18 protein-coding genes are annotated in these 17,733 nt (G+C 68.4%); 9 read left to right on the forward strand and 9 right to left on the reverse strand.

Going from position 1 to position 17,733, the window contains the following annotated elements; translation table 11 throughout:
- Window positions 1-102: 102 nt before the first annotated feature.
- Window positions 103-411: a hypothetical protein gene (locus ACIP4Z_RS31320; RefSeq protein ID WP_093717809.1), complete on the reverse strand. Its 309-nt coding sequence runs from the start codon at window positions 409-411 to the stop codon at window positions 103-105.
- A gap of 280 nt (window positions 412-691) precedes the next feature.
- Here ACIP4Z_RS31320 and ACIP4Z_RS31325 point away from each other — a divergent pair, with 280 nt between their 5' ends.
- The 3 genes from ACIP4Z_RS31325 (at window position 692) to ACIP4Z_RS31335 (ending at window position 3,403) form a co-directional block, all read left to right on the forward strand.
- Window positions 692-1,696 carry an NlpC/P60 family protein gene (locus ACIP4Z_RS31325; protein WP_401313691.1) on the forward strand — a complete coding sequence of 335 codons (1,005 nt, stop codon included), beginning with the start codon at window positions 692-694 and terminating at the stop codon, window positions 1,694-1,696.
- Between the two features lie 259 nt (window positions 1,697-1,955).
- Window positions 1,956-2,663 carry a phosphatase PAP2 family protein gene (locus ACIP4Z_RS31330; RefSeq protein WP_401313693.1) on the forward strand — a complete coding sequence of 236 codons (708 nt, stop codon included), beginning with the start codon at window positions 1,956-1,958 and terminating at the stop codon, window positions 2,661-2,663.
- Window positions 2,664-2,728: 65 nt separating this feature from the next.
- Window positions 2,729-3,403 carry a hypothetical protein gene (locus tag ACIP4Z_RS31335; RefSeq protein WP_401313695.1) on the forward strand — a complete coding sequence of 225 codons (675 nt, stop codon included), beginning with the start codon at window positions 2,729-2,731 and terminating at the stop codon, window positions 3,401-3,403.
- Here ACIP4Z_RS31335 and ACIP4Z_RS31340 read toward each other — a convergent pair.
- Both ACIP4Z_RS31340 and ACIP4Z_RS31345 read right to left on the reverse strand, forming a co-directional pair.
- A complete protein-coding gene (locus tag ACIP4Z_RS31340; RefSeq protein WP_401313696.1) occupies window positions 3,381-4,067 on the reverse strand; it encodes a hypothetical protein in 687 nt (228 codons plus the stop codon). The two genes, ACIP4Z_RS31335 and ACIP4Z_RS31340, sit on opposite strands and share 23 nt — an antisense overlap.
- Window positions 4,068-4,104: 37 nt before the next feature.
- On the reverse strand, window positions 4,105-5,436 hold the full coding sequence (locus ACIP4Z_RS31345; RefSeq protein WP_401313698.1) for a putative T7SS-secreted protein: 1,332 nt from the start codon (window positions 5,434-5,436) through the stop codon (window positions 4,105-4,107).
- 246 nt (window positions 5,437-5,682) lie between these two features.
- Here ACIP4Z_RS31345 and ACIP4Z_RS31350 point away from each other — a divergent pair, with 246 nt between their 5' ends.
- Together ACIP4Z_RS31350 and ACIP4Z_RS31355 are read left to right on the forward strand one after the other, a co-directional pair.
- On the forward strand, window positions 5,683-6,351 hold the full coding sequence (locus tag ACIP4Z_RS31350) for a hypothetical protein (RefSeq protein ID WP_391164022.1): 669 nt from the start codon (window positions 5,683-5,685) through the stop codon (window positions 6,349-6,351).
- An 8-nt stretch (window positions 6,352-6,359) separates the two neighbouring features.
- Window positions 6,360-7,358, forward strand: a complete 999-nt coding sequence (locus ACIP4Z_RS31355) for a hypothetical protein (RefSeq protein ID WP_391049758.1) — start codon at window positions 6,360-6,362, stop codon at window positions 7,356-7,358.
- Window positions 7,359-7,402: 44 nt separating this feature from the next.
- Here ACIP4Z_RS31355 and ACIP4Z_RS31360 read toward each other — a convergent pair whose 3' ends face one another.
- Window positions 7,403-8,971 (reverse strand): FAD-binding oxidoreductase, encoded by a 1,569-nt coding sequence (locus ACIP4Z_RS31360; RefSeq protein WP_401313701.1) that lies wholly within the window; start codon window positions 8,969-8,971, stop codon window positions 7,403-7,405.
- A 613-nt stretch (window positions 8,972-9,584) separates the two neighbouring features.
- On the opposite strand from ACIP4Z_RS31360, the gene ACIP4Z_RS31365 reads away from it, so the two are divergent.
- Window positions 9,585-10,541: a hypothetical protein gene (locus ACIP4Z_RS31365; RefSeq protein WP_401313702.1), complete on the forward strand. Its 957-nt coding sequence runs from the start codon at window positions 9,585-9,587 to the stop codon at window positions 10,539-10,541.
- Window positions 10,542-10,694: 153 nt separating this feature from the next.
- The gene (locus ACIP4Z_RS31370) at window positions 10,695-10,910 is read left to right on the forward strand and encodes a hypothetical protein (RefSeq protein ID WP_355341850.1); all 216 of its coding nucleotides are present in this window, start codon (window positions 10,695-10,697) and stop codon (window positions 10,908-10,910) included.
- A 116-nt stretch (window positions 10,911-11,026) separates the two neighbouring features.
- On the opposite strand, the gene ACIP4Z_RS31375 is transcribed toward ACIP4Z_RS31370, so the two are convergent.
- Window positions 11,027-11,422 carry a metal-sensing transcriptional repressor gene (locus tag ACIP4Z_RS31375; protein WP_391049799.1) on the reverse strand — a complete coding sequence of 132 codons (396 nt, stop codon included), beginning with the start codon at window positions 11,420-11,422 and terminating at the stop codon, window positions 11,027-11,029.
- Between the two features lie 191 nt (window positions 11,423-11,613).
- Between ACIP4Z_RS31375 and ACIP4Z_RS31380 the strand changes: the two genes are divergently transcribed.
- Window positions 11,614-12,234 (forward strand): DUF47 family protein, encoded by a 621-nt coding sequence (locus tag ACIP4Z_RS31380; RefSeq protein WP_188285542.1) that lies wholly within the window; start codon window positions 11,614-11,616, stop codon window positions 12,232-12,234.
- A gap of 5 nt (window positions 12,235-12,239) precedes the next feature.
- Window positions 12,240-13,235: an inorganic phosphate transporter gene (locus tag ACIP4Z_RS31385; RefSeq protein WP_355341853.1), complete on the forward strand. Its 996-nt coding sequence runs from the start codon at window positions 12,240-12,242 to the stop codon at window positions 13,233-13,235.
- A 184-nt stretch (window positions 13,236-13,419) separates the two neighbouring features.
- Here the strand turns inward: ACIP4Z_RS31385 and pstB are convergent, their stop codons facing one another.
- The 4 genes from pstB to pstS form a co-directional block, all read right to left on the reverse strand.
- Window positions 13,420-14,196: a phosphate ABC transporter ATP-binding protein PstB gene (gene pstB, locus ACIP4Z_RS31390; protein ID WP_188285540.1), complete on the reverse strand. Its 777-nt coding sequence runs from the start codon at window positions 14,194-14,196 to the stop codon at window positions 13,420-13,422.
- Window positions 14,197-14,266: 70 nt separating this feature from the next.
- Complete coding sequence (gene pstA, locus ACIP4Z_RS31395; protein WP_401313705.1) at window positions 14,267-15,349, reverse strand: phosphate ABC transporter permease PstA; 1,083 nt, start codon at window positions 15,347-15,349, stop codon at window positions 14,267-14,269.
- A complete protein-coding gene (pstC, locus tag ACIP4Z_RS31400) occupies window positions 15,346-16,326 on the reverse strand; it encodes a phosphate ABC transporter permease subunit PstC (RefSeq protein ID WP_391128451.1) in 981 nt (326 codons plus the stop codon). Before pstC ends, pstA begins: the two co-directional genes overlap by 4 nt.
- A 105-nt stretch (window positions 16,327-16,431) precedes the next feature.
- Window positions 16,432-17,589 (reverse strand): phosphate ABC transporter substrate-binding protein PstS, encoded by a 1,158-nt coding sequence (gene pstS / locus ACIP4Z_RS31405; RefSeq protein ID WP_355341863.1) that lies wholly within the window; start codon window positions 17,587-17,589, stop codon window positions 16,432-16,434.
- Window positions 17,590-17,733 lie beyond the last annotated feature (144 nt).

The raw sequence follows: 17,733 nt of genomic DNA on the forward strand, positions 1-17,733 counted from the left end.
AGGTGGGAAGGTGGAGCCTGGGACGGGCTCCAGGGACGTCGACGGAGAAGCGGATACGAAGTGGGACGGGCGGCTGTTTCCAGCGGGTCTCGGGTCTCGGGTCTAGACGGCCATCCCGTACACGATGGTGAACAGCGTGCCGAGTGATCCGATGATGAACACGCCGGTCAGCCCGGCGATGATCAATCCCTTGCCCTGCTCCGCGCTGAAGGTGTCGCGCAGCGCGGTCGCGCCGATCCTCTGTTTCGCCGCGCCCCAGATCGCGATGGCCAGGCACAGCAGGATCGCCACCGCCATGACCACTTCGATCATCACGCGTGCTTCATTGCCGAGGGACCCGAAGGGTCCCCAGTCCGGTGCGATGCCACCGATGATGGTGTTGATGTCGCCCTTAGCGGCTGCCACGAACATGTAACTCACCACCCCGCTCGATCAGTTGGCTCCCTCGCCGGGGCGCAAGGGTCCAGGGTCTATCTTGGCCGAGGATGACGCTGTTGCATGTCGACTCAACGACTTTCTCGGCGGATCGTCCGTGTGATCCGGCCCGTAGCCGTCAAAATAGTGCGCGGACCGGTGTTCGATAGGACGTAGACGACTACTCTGTGTATCACGAGCGTCACCGTAGGGCAACGATAGGAACGTACGAGACCGTACGAGTGCGTGTTCGGGAACCGAGAGGAAGGGTCGCCCTGTGGCGCGGAAGATCTGGCTCCCCGTCATTATCGGCTGTGGCCTGTGCTTTTCGTTCCTCGCGCTGCTCGTGGTGGGCACGTACTCGGCCGCGGCCGGGCTCGCGGGCAGTGGCGGCGGCGGGACGGTGACGCTCGCCAAGGGATCGGTTCCGGCCATATATCAGTCGCTCGTCCAGAAGTGGGGCAATCTCTGCCCCGCGCTCAACCCGGCACTGCTGGCGGCGCAGCTCTACCAGGAGAGCGGATGGAACCCGCGGGCGCAGAGTCCGGCCGCCGCGCAGGGCATCGCGCAGTTCATTCCGGGCACCTGGGCCACCCACGGCATCGACGCCAACGGTGACGGCAAGGCGGACGTCTGGGACCCGGAGGACGCGATCCCGTCGGCCGCCTCGTACGACTGCGAGTTGGCGTCGTACGTGAAGAACGTGCCGGGCGACCGGACGGCGAACATGCTGGCGTCGTACAACGCGGGCGCGTACGCGGTGATAAACGCTGGCGGTGTCCCGCCGTACGCGGAGACCCAGAACTACGTGAAGATCATCACCAGCCTGTCGAAGAGCTTCGCCGCGCCGGTCGGCCGGGTCGCGCCGTCGCAGCAGGCGGCCGGGGCGATCTACTACGCGCAGCAGCGGCTCGGCACCGACTATCTGTGGGGCGGTGAGGGTACGGCGGCGCAGGGCGGGCGGTTCGACTGCTCCGGGCTGACGCAGGCCGCGTACCACTCGGTGGGGATCGAACTGCCGCGCGTGGCCAACGACCAGTGGAACGCCGGGGCGCACCCGTCACGGGCCGAACTCCTCCCCGGCGACCTCGTCTTCTTCGCCACCGACCTGACCGACCCGCGCACCATCCACCACGTCGGGATCTACGTCGGCGGCGGCTACATGATCGACGCGCCGCACACCGGGGCCAAGATCCGCTTCGACCCGATCGGCTCGGCGGACTACATCGGGGCGACCCGCGTCACGCGTGACGGTGCGGCGGCGCTGCCGACGGCTCTGTAAGTCCCCGCCGCCCGACGCGGCTTTCGTGTCAGCTCTGCGTAAGGCTCTGGCCTGTGCGACGGGCCGCAAATGGGCCAGATCGTCCTCTCCGGTCACCCTTGGATAACGGCATGGTGATCTTCTGGCGAAGACCGGAACGCTACGTAGCGTGTCGGTCGTTGTACGGGGGAGAATGGCGCGGGACGCAAGCGACGGGGGTTGCAGACGAGCCGAGCCGTACAGGCACAGTCAGTGAGTTGCTAGGTAAGGGGCACCACCCATGGCAGCGGTCGCCAATGACAGCGTGAACCCCGACATCAGCCTGCTCCGCGACATCAACGACCTGGCCAAGCACGCCCCGCGCGGTGTCGACCGGGCCGTGGAGTTCATCGGCGAGTACGGGCTGATCGGCCTCACCGTACTGCTGGCCGCCCTGTGCTGGTGGCGCGTCGCCCGCCGCGCCCCGGTCCCGGACGCCCCGGCCGCCGTCGCCGGTGTGCTGTGGTCCGGCCTCGCCGCCGGCATCGCCCTGCTGCTCAACATCCCGATCCGCGCCCTGGTCCAGCGGCCAAGACCCTTCGTGGACCACGACGGCATCGACGTCCTGGTCCACGGCAAGACCGACTACTCCTTCGTGAGCGACCACGCCACGCTGACCGCCGCCATGGCCGTCGCCCTCTTCATGGTCAGCCGCAAGGTCGGCACCGTCGCCATACTGCTCGCCCTCGGCGAGGGCTTCTGCCGCGTCTACATGGGTGTCCATTACCCCACGGACGTCATCGGCGGCTTCGCCCTCGGCGCCGCCACGGCCCTCCTCCTCGCTCCCCTCGCCCTGGCCCTCCTCACCTCACTCACCACCGCGGTCTCCCACTCCCGCGCGGCCTCCCTCATCCACTCCCGCCACCGCCTCGCCACCACCCCCGCACCCCCGCGCCGCGGCCAGCACTACCCCCACCAAAGCGCCCACGACAAGGATCTCGCCGCGTAGGCAGTGTCGCGGGCGGAACGTGTGGGGCCGTGTGAAGCCTGCCGCCGAAGGGGAGGGAACGAAGCGTGGCCGACGATGTGTGGGTCGACGGGATCGACCTTGAGCCAGGTGAGCGCCTGATTGCCCATGGCGGCGTCAAATTCGCCACCGGGCACTTCGGGATGGTCGACGGATTGCGCTTCTTTCGGGACTTCCAACGTCGGGACATCTCGGAGAGCCTGCCGGATTGGCCACCGAGTGACGCCCCGACCGAAGTGCCGGTCAAGCACACCCGACAGACGGCGTTGCGCAAGGCCGGTCGTTTCACCGAGTCCGCCTTGTCGTTGGTCATGTCCCTTGCCGTCGTCAGCCGGGACAGCAACGCCATTCCCGCCAACCTGGACCGGGCCAACGAATACGACGACTTCCCCGTGCTGTGGGCGGACCCTGGCACGGTCGCGTACGGCGCCCCCTGGCAACTGGACCCTGGCCGCAATACGGACAAGCCACAGGCTGTCGTCTGGCTGACGCAGCGGCGCGTGGTGTTCACCGATCCCGTGGGTGAGCCGCTGTGGGAGGTGTCGCGGAGCAAGCTCAAGGCCACGTCGTTGCGAAGGCTCAACAACCTGATTCCGGACGTTGTGCTGACGTTCACGGACGGATCGTGGATCCGGCTCGCCACGACCGACTACAAGGACATTGAATTGCGCGGGCAACTGGCGTCGCTCCGCCCCGGAGTCACGCCTGACCAGGCGGAGTAGTTCCCGCTGCCTCGCCCGCCGCGTGCGCGTCCACGGTAGGAAACGCGACGCTCTTCAGGACGGTTCCCAGCATCACCGAGAAGTTCTCCCAGTACTCCATGGCGGCGGTCTCCAGCGTGAGAACGGCCAGGCACGGTCCGTTGGGGAACGGGACGTACGCCTGCAGTCGGCCCATGCGCAGCGGCGCGTCCTTGCCCGTCGCCGTGTAGGCGCCGTTGAAGGTGACTTCCTGTACCGAGATGCCGGCCACCGCCGGGCCGCATGCGAGATCGAGCCGCAGGACGTCGACTCCGGTGGCGGTACGGGTCAGCACTTCCTGAATGCCGTTGGCGGCGATCTCCGGCGAAGCGTGCTGTGAGGGCACGACCGCGATCGTGAACGAACACTGCGCCACGCCGCCCGAGCCGGTGTCGAAGAATCCCATGGCGGCGAACTCCAACCCGGCACCCAGCATCGCGTCCGTGACGCCGTTGTAGACCGGGGCGAAGCCGTTCCAGATCCGGTCGTCGCCGTTCGGGTAGATCTCCCGCACCAGCCGTCCCAGCGCTTCCCGCCGCTCCTCGCCTTCGGCCGCCGTGTCCAGCGGCAACGGGTGGAACCCGTCCGGGAGTTCAAAGAAGAAGGGCGGAATGTTCTGTTCGGTGTCCTGGGTCGTCGTTGACATGGATGTCCGCCCTCCTCGGCTGGATCGGTCTGCCGGGTCAGAATGACGCGGCCCAGGCAAGGGCCTTGCCCGCTACTCGAATGTTCTCGGCTACCTGCGGGTGGGTCTTGTCCAACGTCCTCATGTCCTTGGCCAGTTCCAGCGGGACCGTCACCGCGTGGGTGGTGAGCTTGATGCCGCCGTCGATGGCGCGGGCCGCCGGAGACAGGGCCTCTATCGGCGCGCCACCGAACACCTTGAGCGCGGGGTTGAGCACCTTCGTGCCAATGAGCTGATTCGTACGGTTGAACTGGATGACGCCTTCGAGCGCGGCACGGCTGCGCCCTACCACTCCTGAGCCCTTGATGAACTCCTGCTCGACGCGTTCCCCGAACAGCACGTACGGCTTGACCGCTTTCACCGTCAGCGAGAGCCCCTTCACCGCCGATTCGGAGAAGCGCGCCGCCTCGGAGCCCACTTCTGCCACCTTCGCGCCCGTGGTGAACCCCTGAATGCCCGGCAGCACTCCCACGACGTCGAGGCCGAGCGTCAGCCAACTCACGTCCGCTCCGGCGAGCTTGGCCACAAGGTGTGTGGCGAGTGTCGCGGCACCGAAGGTGATGGCCGCGGCCGCGAAGAAGGCGCCGACCGGTTCGAACGGTGCCGTGAAGATCGCGATGGCGCCGAGCAGCGCGGTGGCCGCGCCCAGGAGGTCGCCGATGGTCTTGATGATGTCGGCGTTGTCCTTCACCCATTGGAGAGTGTCGTCCCAGGCGTCCTCGACGCCGTGCGCGATACGGCTGAACAGGCCCGGTTTGTCCGGGGCGATGTCGCCGGCCTTGTCGAGGTCGTGGCTGATGGAGGTGGCGGCGCTGGTGAAGCGGTGGTGGAGTTCTTCGGCGCGGTGGCGTACGCCGTCGAGGGCGTTGGTGGCGTCGGTGACGGCTTGTTGGGCTTTGGCGTCCTTGCCGAGTTGGGCGGGGGTGACGAAGGCGGGCCGGTCGCCTGGGGGGTGGGGCGGGTCGGCGGCGGACTTCGCGTGGTCGAGGGAGCCCTGTTTGGTGGCGGCTTCCTTTTCGAGGGCGTCGGCCTCGGCCTGGAAGCCGTGGAGTTGGTCGGCCCAGCGGGACAGGGCGCTGGAGGCGCGGCCGAACGAGTCGTGCGCCTTCTTGATCAGGGGCGCGACGTCGCTGTCGATGTGGGAGACGAAGGCCGTGGCGGCCTCGCCCTTCCAGTAGCCGCAGTCGAGCCGGTCCAGCTCGGTGACGGTCGCCGTCAACTCTCCGTGCAGATCGCCTAGTTGGCGCGCCAGCGCGCGCGTCCTGTCCACGTCCCCCGGCGTCGGATCGAATCCGAGCAGCGGGAACTTCCCCGCCCGCGCGTCCCCCATCGAACCCACCCTCCCCGCCCCGCCCGAAGCTCTGGTGTTCGAGTGATCGACGCTATACGTACGGTGATCGACGTGACAAGTGGGGCCCCTGGGGTGGGCGCGATTCCGGGAGTGAAGGGTGTGTGAAGTGTGCTGCGAACCGGTACCGATCACGGGAGGGCCCTACAGCCCCACGACGCGCGCCGGTAATGTCAAGGGCTACGCGCAACTGACTCGGTAACTGGACGACTCACGGGGGATCTCATCGTGACCCGCTCATCCCTGCCCATCGCCGTCGCCCTCGCAGCGTCGGCGGGCCTGCTGCTGACCGCTTGCGGTGGGGGTGGGTCGGACAGCTCGGACAAGATTCAGCCGTCGGGGACGGTGACGACGGCGGCGCCTACGGCGACGACGGCTTCGCCTACGCAGGCGGCGGGAGACGGCGTCAATCGGCCGTCGACAGAGTTGCCGAAGGATCTGACGATGGCATTCGAGTGGCCCAAGACCGGTGACGCGACGAAGGACGCGGTCCTGAACGACGGCGAGCAGTATCTGAGGGCCCTCAAGCGTGCGAGCGCCAGGGACGATCTCAAGGACCCCGCTTACCAGTTCTACTCGCGCAACGCCGCCCTGACCTACGCCCATGACCAGATCAAGGCGAATGTCGACGGCGGATTCGCGCCCACCGGTGAGGACCACTACTACAGCGCCAAGGTCAGCATCGTGCGGTCCGGATCCGCGACGCTGAGTTTCTGCCGGGATCAGAGCAAGGTGTTCAGCAAGAAGGTGAAGACCGGTGAGGTGCTTCGCAGCGCGCCCAACGACGACAGCTTCATTCTGTACAACCTTCTCCTGACCAAGGACGCCGCCTCGAACGGCGTTTGGCAGTCCTCGCAGATTACCGTGATCGAGGGGGCGAAGCAGTGCCGAAGGTAACGCATTCGATGGTGAGCGCCGCAATGGTCGCGGCCGCGTCTCTCGCCCTGCTGCTGCCGTCGATCGCCCCTGCGTCGGCGAACGAGACGCCCGGACAGGGGACGAAAGTCGAGCATCAGGGCCGGACTCTGGACGCCAGTGCCTTCCAGGTCAAGTACGAGCCGGCGAATCCGCCGGCGGGGCATCCCGTGGTCGCGGCGAGCGGATGGACCCCGCCCCCCTGCTGGATGGCACCTGTGGCCACACCGGACCAGTTGAAGAAGGAACGGGAGGCCACGTGGGCGTTGGAATCCACGGGGTACGAGTGGGACGCGGCGGAGCGGGCGTATTACGTCGAGGGACATCCGCACAAGGATTTTGAGATCGCGAACGCGGACAAGGGCTTTTGGTGGAACGGACAGCCCAATCCCAACAGGATCGCTGATCCCGCGTCACTGTCCTGCGACAAAGAGCGTGATGATTGGGTCTTGGATGGCGATGCTCCGCCCACCGGCCCGGCGGTGACGCCGCAGATGCTCGCGGAATCGGCCTACGATCGAATCCGTATCCCGGACAAGGTGGTGACCTTGTCGCCGGACGCGCAGCATACGCAGACGGTGAACTTCAACATCTGGGCGTGGCTGGCAAGCGCGGACATTCCGCCAGTCTCCGTCACCGCGCGCTTGAACTCACTCGGGATCTGGGCGACTGTCACAGCGAAGCCTGCCGGGCTGCATCTCGATGCCGGGACACCGGATGCGAAGTATTTCCCATCCTCAGGCGATTGCCCTTTGAACGGTGACGGTTCGGTCGGCAAGGCATATCAAACCGGCTACGGGAATGCCGAGCCGCCCTGCGGGCTGACGTACCGGAGGTCGTCGGGGCAGGGAACGTTCACCCTGACCGCCACCATCACTTGGGCGATCACGTGGACTGGGAGCGGAGGCACAGGCGGGACCTTGGCGCCCGGGGTCTTCGACCTGCCGCAGGACGTCACCGTGCAGGAGATTCAGGCTGTCAACCGCTGAACCGCGGTGGGTCGCTTCACCTTTGCTCGGGTTTCCCCCGGGGGCTAGAGGGCCTGGGGGAAGGTGAAGAGGCGGTGGGGGTCGAGGTGGGATTTGAGGGTGGTGAGGCGGGGGGCGTTGGGGCCGTAGTAGGCGGTGCGCCAGGTGGGGAGGGTGGGGTCGGCGTAGTTCTGGTACGCGGCGCCCGAGGCGTAGGGGGACATGGCCTTGTGGGTGGTGTCGAGCCAGCCGGTGGTGGAGAGGGCGTCCGAGGCCAGGTATTGGGTGAGGACACGTGAGGTGCGGTGGCAGAAGGCGGTGTCCGTGGGGGACGGGCGGTTGACCGCGCCGCCGAGGGCGGTGAGGGCGATGCTGCCGGCGCCGTCGCCGGACCGGGCGGAGAGCCGCTCGACGGCCGAGAGCAGCGTGGAGATGCCCGCGTCCGGCAGGTCCTTGTCGTAGAAGTCGGAGCGCGCGGTGTAGGTCTCGCGGTGCAGGTGCCCGGCGGGGGTCAGACGGCACTGGGCGGCGGACAGACCGGCGCAGCCCGCGTACGAGAAGGTCGCGTCGAGATAGCTGTGCGGGCGCAGCGAGACGGTGCTGGCGTCGGCGCCGATGCCGGCGGCGAGCCGGTCGGTGGCGGCGGCGAGATCGTCGCGGGAGCCGGTGGAGAGCATCGGGACGGCCACGGTGGGGGAGCCGCCGGCGTCGCAGTCGAGGTGCAGGGCGGACCAGATGTGGTCCGGCTGGTCGGGGCCCCAGCGCTGCCAGGCGCGGATCACGGCGGCGGCCCGGCTCCACGGCCAGGTGAGGTAGCCGGTGATGACGCCGTCGGGCATCGGGTGGGTGGCGAAGCGCAGTGACGTGACGACGCCGAACTGTCCGTTGCCCGCGCCGCGCAGCGCCCAGAACAGCTCGGGCTGGGAGTCGGCGGAGCAGTCGAGGATCCGGCCGTCGGCGGTCACGATGGTGGCGCCGACGAGGCTGTCGCAGGTCAGGCCCATGGAGCGGCTCATGACGCCGTGGCCGCCGCCGAGCGCGAGTCCTGAGACGCCGACGGTCGGGCAGGACCCGGCCGGGATCGTCCGGCCCCGCTTGCCGAGGGCGGAGTAGACGTCGATGAGCTTGGCGCCCGCGCCGACCGTGGCGGTGGTGCCGTCGAGGCGGATCGAGTTGAGCCGGGAGACGTCGATGACCAGGCGGCCGTCGCCGCTCGACCAGCCCGCGTAGGAGTGGCCGCCGCTGCGGATGGCCAGTGGGGTGGCGGTGCGGCGGGCGAAGTCGAGGCACGCGCGGATGTCGGAGGTGCCGGTGACGTACGCGATGCCCGCCGGACGCAGGCCGTCGAAGCGGGTGTTGTACAGGATCCGGTCGGCGGCGTACGCGCTGTCGTCCGGGCGTACGAGGCCGCCGTCCAGGGACGTGGCGAGGGCCGGCCAGTCGGGTTTGACGGGCGGCGCGGTGGTGGCCGCGGTCGGCGTGGCGGAACCGCCCGAGGACGACGGGGGCGCGGACGTACCGCCCTTGGCGTCGTCGCCGCTGTCGGGTCCGCAGCCGGTCAGCCAGGCGGCGGCCAGTACGGCCCCGCCCGCCTTGAGCGCGGTCCTGCGCTCGACCCGGTCGCCTTTGTCCATACGGTCACCCCGGTCACTTCGGTCCTCCGGGTCCGTCAGGACCGCAGGCTCCACACGACTCACTTGCCCCACCGCCTTCGCCTATCCGTAGACGTGCGAATCATGAGCCCGGTTGCGGAGCGCGAGGTGCGGGGCGAGAAGACTACAGCGGGGCGGGAACGGTACAGCCGGGCGCGAAGAGCGGGAACGCGGCGCGCGTCAGCCGGAGATGTGCTCCTCCGCATCGCGTCTCGCGCGGTCCCTGGCCCGCCGGGCCGGACCCTTCCAGCCACACGAGCAGCGGGCGACGGCGAAGGAGCCGCGCTCGACGATCGACGTCCGGTGGCCACCGTCCGGAGCGTCGGCCGGAGTTCCCGATGGAGTTCCGGCTGAAGCTGTGACGGAGGCCCTGGCGGAATCCTGCTCGGCACGCAAGTTGAGCACGAGACCACCGTAGCGGGCGTGACGGGGCACTTCCGACAGTCGTTAGACGCCATAAGGCCCCGGCCGGTCGAGGCCGGTCCAGGAATGCTCCAGGAATGGTTCAGGGATGGTGGCGGCGATGGCCCCGGGGGTAGCGACGGTACGGCGCGCGACGGCAGTACGGCGGCGCCGAGGACGTACGAAGGCCGCCATGGCCGCGGCGCTCGGCTGCGCCTGCGGGGCCGCCCTGCTCACCGGCTGCGTCGGGCAGGGCGCGGCGGCCGAGAGCGGCAAAGACGCCAAGGGGCACGACCCGGCGCAGGCGGTACGCGGCGCCGCGGACGTCCTCGTACGGGCGGGCAGCTCGCACGTGGACACCTCGATGCGGATGGCCAGCGGCGGCACCTGGCTGACCATCACCGGCACCGGCGGTTTCGACTACGTGAAGCGGCAGGGCGAACTGCGGCTGCTGCTGCCCAGGGACGCGGCGGGCGCCGAGGAGCACAAGCCGATCATCGAACTGCTCACGCCGGGCGCCCTCTACATGAAGGACCGCGGCGAGGGCGTGCCCGAGGGGAAGTGGGTACGCGTCGACACCGACCGGCTGCCGGACGGCAATCTGGTGACCGGCGGCGCCACCGAGCCGCTGGCCGCCGCCGAACTGCTGCGCGGCGCCCAGGACGTCGAGCTGGTCGGCGTCGAGACCCTGCGCGGTACGAAGGTGTGGCACTACCGGGGGACCGCCGATATCGGGCGCGCGGCGAAGGCCGCCGCGCCCGGCGTACGCGGGCCCTTGCAGGCGGCGGCCAAGGGGTTCACGGTCACCCGGGTGCCCTTCGACGCGTGGCTGGACGAGGCGGGGCGGCTGCGCCAGGTGAGCCAGCGGTTCACCTTCAGCTCGGACGACCAGAAGGACAAGAAGATCGACAAGAAGGACGACAAGCAGGCCGGCCAGAACGACAAGCAGACCGGCGAGAACGCCAAGGGCGGCCCCGACACCACCCGTACGACGACCGCTGCCGGCGGCCGTACGACGACCGCCGCCGCGCCCGAGGTCACCGTGGTCTCTACCACTCGCTTCGACGATTTCGGCCGCGCCGTCCCCGTCACCATGCCCCGAGCTGCCGACATCTGGACGGGCAAGATCGTTTCTTCCCAGCAGGGGTAAGGGGTCTTCGCGGTAACGGCCCTCACCGGAAAGGGCGTTGTCGAAATGGTCCATCCGTGCCATGCGCGGACCGGGTGCCGGTCCCTACCCTGGCTTGAGGCAGTGGCAGACAGCCAAGAGCCAGGCACTCGTGGACGAGGAGGTGGTGCGCGTATGGCGCCGTCGCCCGGAATGCTGGTCGTCCAGGACGATCCGGTGGCCCTCGCGGAGATCGAACTCTGCGGTGAGCTGATGATCGCCGCGTCCACCGCCGACGAGGAGCGGCTGAGCTTCGCCCGGATCGACGAGGTGCTGGGGGTCGCGTGCGACCGAGAGTCGATGCCCGCGCTCCTGGTGCGCGCCCCGCTCTCCGACCGCGCAACCGGCTGACACCGGGGCGCGCCGCCCGTACGCCCCCCGGAACGACCGGGAAAGCCGCTCCCGGAACCCCTGCGAACCCCTGGAATCCCCGAACCCCCTGGAACCCCCGGAAGAGCCGCCCCCGCCTACGTCCGCAGCAGCCGCGCTATGGCCGCCGTCGCCTCCGCCACCTTCTCGTCGATCTCCGGCCCGCCGCCGACCGCCGCCGCGGCCACGCAGTGCCGCAGGTGCTCCTCCAGGAGCTGGAGGGCGAAGGACTGGAGGCCCTTCGTGCTCGCCGACACCTGGGTGAGGATGTCGATGCAGTAGACGTCCTCCTCGACCATCCGCTGCAGGCCGCGGATCTGCCCCTCGATCCGGCGCAGCCGCTTGAGGTGGGACTCCTTGTCATGGCTGTATCCATGCGGCCCCTGGGGGCGCGAAGATGGGCCGGAACCCGTGTCCGCCCCCGCGTCCCGAGGTGACTGTTCCGGCGTGATCTCCGCCTCAACCCCGGCCGGTTCCCTGGCCTCCGTCGTCATCGTCAACCCCGCCCTTCCTGTCCCGTTATACCCCTGCCGGGTATATCGTACCGAATCGACACCTTGTGCGACGCATCCCCGGTGAGGGGGACACTTCTGGATGGGCGACACTGGGTGACGCCCATTAGCCGTGGCCGGATGATGCGCCTAGCATCAACGAGACCGAATCCGATGCACACCGAGGACCTCACGTGCGCTTTCGTCTGACCCCCAGGGAGACGAGCTTCTACGACATGTTCGCCGCGTCCGCGGACAACATCGTCACCGGTTCGAAGCTCCTCATGGAACTGCTCGGGGCCGATTCGGCTACCCGGACCGAGATCGCCGAGAGAATGCGGGCGGCGGAGCACGCGGGGGACGACGCGACCCACGCGATCTTCCACCAGCTCAACTCCTCCTTCATCACCCCCTTCGACCGCGAGGACATCTACACCCTCGCCGGGTCGCTCGACGACATCATGGACTACATGGAGGAGGCCGTTGACCTGGTCGTCCTCTACAAGGTCGAGGAGCTGCCGAAGGGCGTGGAGCAGCAGGTCGAGGTGCTGGCACGGGCGGCCGAGCTGACCGCGGGAGCCATGCCGAACCTGCGCACCATGTCCAACCTCACCGAGTACTGGATCGAGGTCAACCGGCTGGAGAACCAGGCCGACCAGATCCACCGCAAGCTGCTCGCGCACCTGTTCAACGGCAAGTACGACGCCATAGAGGTGCTCAAGCTCAAGCAGATCGTGGACGTACTGGAAGAGGCCGCGGACGCTTTCGAGCACGTGGCGAACACGGTGGAGACCATCGCGGTCAAGGAGTCCTGACCTACGTGGACACCTTCGCTCTGGTCGCGACCATCGGGGTCGCGCTCTTCTTCACGTACACCAACGGGTTCCACGACTCGGCGAACGCCATCGCCACCTCGGTGTCGACCCGCGCGCTGACCCCCAAGGCCGCGCTGGCCATGGCCGCCGTGATGAACCTCGCGGGCGCGTTCCTGGGCAGCGGCGTCGCCAAGACCGTCAGCAAGGGGCTGATCGAGACCCCCACCGGCCGCAACGGCATGGGCATCCTCTTCGCCGCGCTCGCCGGTGCGATCATCTGGAATCTGGTCACCTGGTACTTCGGTCTGCCGTCGAGTTCCAGCCACGCGCTGTTCGGCGGTCTGGTCGGCGCCGCGCTGGCCGGCGGCGTCACCGTGCACTGGTCGGGCGTGGTCGACAAGGTCATCGTCCCGATGTTCGTCTCGCCCGTGGTCGGCCTGGTCGTCGGCTATCTCGTGATGCTGGCGATCCTCTGGTTCTTCCGCCGCGCCAATCCGCACAAGGCCAAGCGCGGCTTCCGTATCGCGCAGACCGTCTCCGCGGCGGCGATGGCGCTCGGCCACGGTCTCCAGGACGCGCAGAAGACGATGGGCGTGGTCGTCCTCGCCCTGGTCATCCACGACCCGAGCAACGGGTACGGCATCCCGATCTGGGTCAAGTTCGTGTGCGCCGCGATGATGTCGCTCGGTACGTACGCGGGCGGCTGGCGGATCATGCGGACGCTGGGGCGTCGCATCATCGACCTCGACCCGCCGCAGGGCTTCGCCGCCGAGACGACGTCCGCGGGCATCCTCTACGCGACCTCGTACATCTTCCAGGCGCCGGTCTCCACGACCCACGTCATCACCTCCGCGATCATGGGCGTCGGCGCGACCAAGCGGGTCAAGGCGGTGCGCTGGGGGGTGGCCAAGAACATCGTGGCCGGATGGTTCATCACGATGCCCGCCGCCGGTCTCGTGGCCGCCATCGGCTTCTACCTGGTGCGGCTGATCTTCGGCTGACCGTCGGGCGACCCCGGCTGGTCTCCGACCCACCCGTCGTGCGACCCCGGCTGATCTTCGGCTGACCCGTCGCGCGCATCAAGGCGACGCCCCCTGACATGGGTTCGGCCCCGCTTCCCGTCACCGGGAAGCGGGGCCTGCGCCTTGCGGTGGCACCGCCATGCAGCACCGCGCGGCGGTCCTGTCACCCGAAGCGGCCCGAGATGTAGTCCTCGGTGGCCTGGACCGACGGGTTGGAGAAGATGCGCTCGGTGTCGTCGATCTCTATGAGCTTGCCGGGCTGGCCGACCGCGGCCAGGTTGAAGAACGCGGTGCGGTCGGAGACACGGGCGGCCTGCTGCATGTTGTGCGTGACGATCACGATCGTGAAGCGGGTCTTCAGCTCACCGATCAGGTCCTCGATGGCCAGGGTGGAGATCGGGTCGAGCGCCGAGCACGGCTCGTCCATCAGCAGCACCTGCGGCTCGACCGCGATGGCGCGGGCGATGCACAGCCGCTGCTGCTGGCCGCCGGACAGGCCGGAGCCGGGCTTGTTGAGCCGGTCCTTGACCTCGTTCCAGAGGTTGGCGCCCTTGAGGGACTTCTCGACGATGGTGTCCAGCTCGCCCTTCTTGCGGACACCGTTGAGCTTGAGACCGGCCGCCACGTTGTCGTAGATCGACATGGTGGGGAACGGGTTCGGCCGCTGGAAGACCATGCCGACCGTGCGGCGTACGGTCACCGGGTCGACGCCCGTCCCGTACAGGTTCTCGTCGTCCAGCAGCACCTTGCCCTCGACGCGGCCGCCGGGGGTGACCTCGTGCATGCGGTTCAGGGTGCGCAGGAAGGTGGACTTGCCGCAGCCGGACGGGCCGATGAAGGCGGTCACGGTGCGGGGCTCCACGGTCATCGAGATGTCCTCGATGGCCTTGAAGGCGCTGTAGTACGCGGTGAGGCCGCTGACGTCGATTCGCTTGGCCATGGGGATCACTTCTCTTCTCAAGGTCGTCTGATGTCGGCCGCGTCAGCGACCTGCCACGCGGCGGAGCCGCTCATCGATGCTTCGGGGCCTTCCAGCGGGCGATGCCGCGGGCCACCAGGTTGAGGATCATCACGAAGGCGATGAGCACCAGAGCCGCGGCCCACGCGCGGTCGTAGCTCGGCTCGTTGCCGTTGCCGTACTGCTGGTAGATGAAGAACGGCAGCGACGACTGCGGGTCCTTGAAGGGGTCCGTGTTGATCAGGTTGCTGCCGAACACCAGCAGGGCGATCGGCGCGCTCTCGCCCGCGATGCGGGCGATGGCGAGCATGACGCCGGTGGTGATGCCGCCGATCGCGGTGGGGATGACGACCTTGACGATGGTGCGCCACTTCGGGACGCCCAGGGCGAGGGAGGCCTCGCGCAGCTCGTTCGGGATGAGCTTGAGCATTTCCTCGGTGGAGCGGACGACGATCGGCATCATCAGGATGGCCAGGGCCAGCGAGCCGGCGAAACCGGTCGCGGGGGCCTTGCCGATCAGCACGAACCACATCGAGAGGATGAACAGACCGGCCACGATCGACGGGATGCCGGTCATGACGTCGACGAAGAAGGTGACCCACTTCGCGAGCGCGCCCTTGCCGTACTCGACCAGGTAGATCGCGGTGAGTATGCCCAGCGGCGCGGCGATGACCGCGGCGATGCCGACCTGCTCCAGGGTGCCGATGATGGCGTGGTAGACGCCGCCGCCGGGCTGGATGGTCAGCACGTTGTTCATCGAGTGCGTCAGGAAGTTGACGTCGAGGACCTTGACGCCCTTGCTGATCGTCGTCTCGACCAGCGAGTAGAGCGGTATGACGGCCAGGATGAAGCTGGACCAGACGAGGCTGGTGGCCACCCGGTCCTTGGCCTGGCGGCGCCCCTCGACCTGTGCGGTGATGACGTACGAACCGGCGACGAAGAGGAGCAGCGCGATCAGGCCCCACTGGATCTTGCTGTCGAGCCCGAAGCCCGCGCCGATCGCTGCGGCGACGACGACGGCTCCGGCCGCGATGGCCAGCGGAGCCCACTTGGGGAGCTGACGGGAGGCCAGCGGCGGCGTGGCGGGAGCCTCCGCCGGGGCCGGCGGCTTGTCGTCCACGATCAGGTCGCTCATGCGTTGGCCCCCGAGTACTCCTTGCGGCGGGCGATGATCAGTCGGGCCGCGCCGTTGACCAGCAGGGTGATGAAGAAGAGCACCAGGCCGGAGGCGATCAGCGCGTCGCGGCCGAACTCGTCGGCCTCACCGAACTTGGCGACGATGTTCTGCGAGAAGGTGCCGCCGAGCGGGTCCAGGATGTGCGCGGACAGTTGCGGCGAGGCGGACAGCACGGTGGCCACCGCCATGGTCTCGCCGAGCGCGCGGCCCAGGCCCAGCATCGAGGCGCTGATGATGCCGGAGCGCGCGAAGGGCAGCACCGACAGGCGGATGACTTCCCAGCGGGTCGCGCCGAGCGCGAGCGCCGCCTCCTCGTGCATCTTGGGCACCTGGCGGATCACTTCGCGGCTGACGTTGGTGATGATCGGCAGGATCATGATCGCCAGCAGGATGCCGACGGTGAACAGCGACCGGGCGGCCGAGTTCGGGTCCTGCTTCTCGAAGATGACGGTCCAGCCGAAGTACTTGTCCAGCCAGAGGTTGAGGCCCTTGAGGTGCGGCACCAGGAAGAGCGCGCCCCACAGGCCGTAGATGATGCTGGGCACCGCGGCGAGCAGGTCGATCACGTAGGCGATCGGACCGCCCAGGCGGCGCGGTGCGTAGTGCGTGACGAACAGGGCGATGCCGACGGCGATCGGGACCGCGATGACCATCGCGATGACCGAGCTGACGACCGTGCCGTAGGCCAGTACGGCGATGCCGAACACCGGCGGGTTGAGGCCGGCGTTCCACTCGAAGGTGGTCAGGAAGTTGCCGTGGTCCTTGGAGATCGCGCTCACCGAGCGGACCGTCAGGAAGACGGCGATGGCCGCCATCACGACGAGGAGGAAGATGCCGGACCCGCGGGAGAGTCCCGCGAAGATCCGGTCGCCGGGCCGGGTGACGGTCTTCGTCTCCACCGGTGGCGCGGTAGGGGGAGGGGCGGTGGTGGTCATAGGGATTTCTCCGGTCTGGGTGGGGGACGTTCGGTCCCCCGGCGGCGGTGCACCGGATGTACGGCGGGCCCCGCGGTCGCCAGGACCGCGGGCCCGCCGACTCGACTAGGACAGGGCGGTGATGGTGGAGCGGACCTTCGTGGCGATCTCGGTCGGCAGCGGGGCGTAGCCGGCCGCCGAGAGCTTCGCCTGACCGGCGTCGCTGGCGATGTAGGTCAGGAAGGACTTGGTGAGCGGCAGGGTGTCGGCCTTGTTGCCCTTGTCGCAGGCGATCTCGTACGTCACCAGGACGATCGGGTAGGCGTTGTCCGCCTTGGTGGTGTACGCGGCGCCCAGGTCCAGGGACAGGTCGGAACCGGTGCCGACGACCTTGGCGGAGGCGATACCGGCCGACGCGTTCTGCGAGGTGGCCTCGACCGGCGCGGAGGCACCGGTGTTGATCTTCACCGTCGGGATGGTGCTGGCGGTCGCGTAGGACAGCTCGAAGTAACCGATGGAGCCCTCGGTCTGCTTGACCAGCGCGGCGACACCGGCGGACTTCGCGGCGGCCTGGCCGCCCTTGCCCATCCACGCCTTCGCGTGCTCGTACGGCCAGTCGGCCGGAGCGGCGCCCTTCAGGTACTTGGTCAGGTTGTCCGTGGTGCCGGACTCGTCCTGGCGGTGCACGGTCTGGATCTTGGAGCTCGGCAGGGTGACACCCGGGTTGAGCTTCTTGATCGCTTCGTCGTTCCAGTTGGTGATCTTCGAGTTGAAGATCTTCGCCAGGGTGGGCGCGTCCAGAACCAGGTTGCTCACACCGGAGAGGTTGTAACCGACGGCGATCGGGCCGCCGACCATCGGGATGCTGATGCCCTGGCCGTTGGTGCAGACCTTCTTCGAGGCGGTGACCTCTTCGGGCTTCAGCGGGGAGTCGGAGCCCGCGAAGGCGTCCGTGCCCTGATTGAAGTCGACGATGCCCTCACCGGAGGACGAGGTCTTGTAGTTGATCGTCGCGCCCGAGCAGGCCTGCTGGTAGTCCTTGACCCACGACTCGATCGCGTTCTGCTGGGCACTGGAGCCGGAGGCCAGGATCTGGCCCTTCTCACAGGCGATGCCGCTCGCGTTGGCGCTGCTGTCGGACGAGCTGGCCGAGGCGCTGCCGCTGGGCGTGGACGTGGAGTCGTTGTTGTTGTCCGAACCACAGGCGCTCAGGACCAGCGCGCCGGTAATCGCGACCGCGCCGACGGTCAGGGCCCGCAGCCCGTTCTTACGCTGAAGCTTCACCTTCGTGTGTTCCTTCCAAAAGCCCGCCGGTGGACGGCGAAGCAGAGGGTTATGGGTTCTGCATCCACCCGGCGTCGCGTGATGCTCACCGGTAAGCCCGAAATTAGGCAGATGAAGTGAAGCGACCGACGGAAGGGAGTGAAC

The organism is Streptomyces sp. NPDC088910 (assembly GCF_044749865.1).
Taxonomy (GTDB): Bacteria; Actinomycetota; Actinomycetes; order Streptomycetales; family Streptomycetaceae; genus Actinacidiphila.

What these genes read in the sequence shown, in the direction of transcription:
- ACIP4Z_RS31320 (WP_093717809.1), bottom strand. Translation starts at nt 411, where the DNA reads ATGTTCGTGGCAGCCGCTAAGGGCGACATCAACACCATCATCGGTGGC.
- ACIP4Z_RS31330 (WP_401313693.1), top strand. Translation starts at nt 1,956, where the DNA reads ATGGCAGCGGTCGCCAATGACAGCGTGAACCCCGACATCAGCCTGCTC.
- ACIP4Z_RS31340 (WP_401313696.1), bottom strand. Translation starts at nt 4,067, where the DNA reads ATGTCAACGACGACCCAGGACACCGAACAGAACATTCCGCCCTTCTTC.
- ACIP4Z_RS31345 (WP_401313698.1), bottom strand. Translation starts at nt 5,436, where the DNA reads ATGGGGGACGCGCGGGCGGGGAAGTTCCCGCTGCTCGGATTCGATCCG.
- ACIP4Z_RS31355 (WP_391049758.1), top strand. Translation starts at nt 6,360, where the DNA reads ATGGTGAGCGCCGCAATGGTCGCGGCCGCGTCTCTCGCCCTGCTGCTG.
- ACIP4Z_RS31360 (WP_401313701.1), bottom strand. Translation starts at nt 8,971, where the DNA reads ATGGACAAAGGCGACCGGGTCGAGCGCAGGACCGCGCTCAAGGCGGGC.
- ACIP4Z_RS31365 (WP_401313702.1), top strand. Translation starts at nt 9,585, where the DNA reads ATGGCCGCGGCGCTCGGCTGCGCCTGCGGGGCCGCCCTGCTCACCGGC.
- ACIP4Z_RS31370 (WP_355341850.1), top strand. Translation starts at nt 10,695, where the DNA reads ATGGCGCCGTCGCCCGGAATGCTGGTCGTCCAGGACGATCCGGTGGCC.
- ACIP4Z_RS31375 (WP_391049799.1), bottom strand. Translation starts at nt 11,422, where the DNA reads ATGACGACGGAGGCCAGGGAACCGGCCGGGGTTGAGGCGGAGATCACG.
- pstB (WP_188285540.1), bottom strand. Translation starts at nt 14,196, where the DNA reads ATGGCCAAGCGAATCGACGTCAGCGGCCTCACCGCGTACTACAGCGCC.
- pstA (WP_401313705.1), bottom strand. Translation starts at nt 15,349, where the DNA reads ATGAGCGACCTGATCGTGGACGACAAGCCGCCGGCCCCGGCGGAGGCT.
- pstC (WP_391128451.1), bottom strand. Translation starts at nt 16,326, where the DNA reads ATGACCACCACCGCCCCTCCCCCTACCGCGCCACCGGTGGAGACGAAG.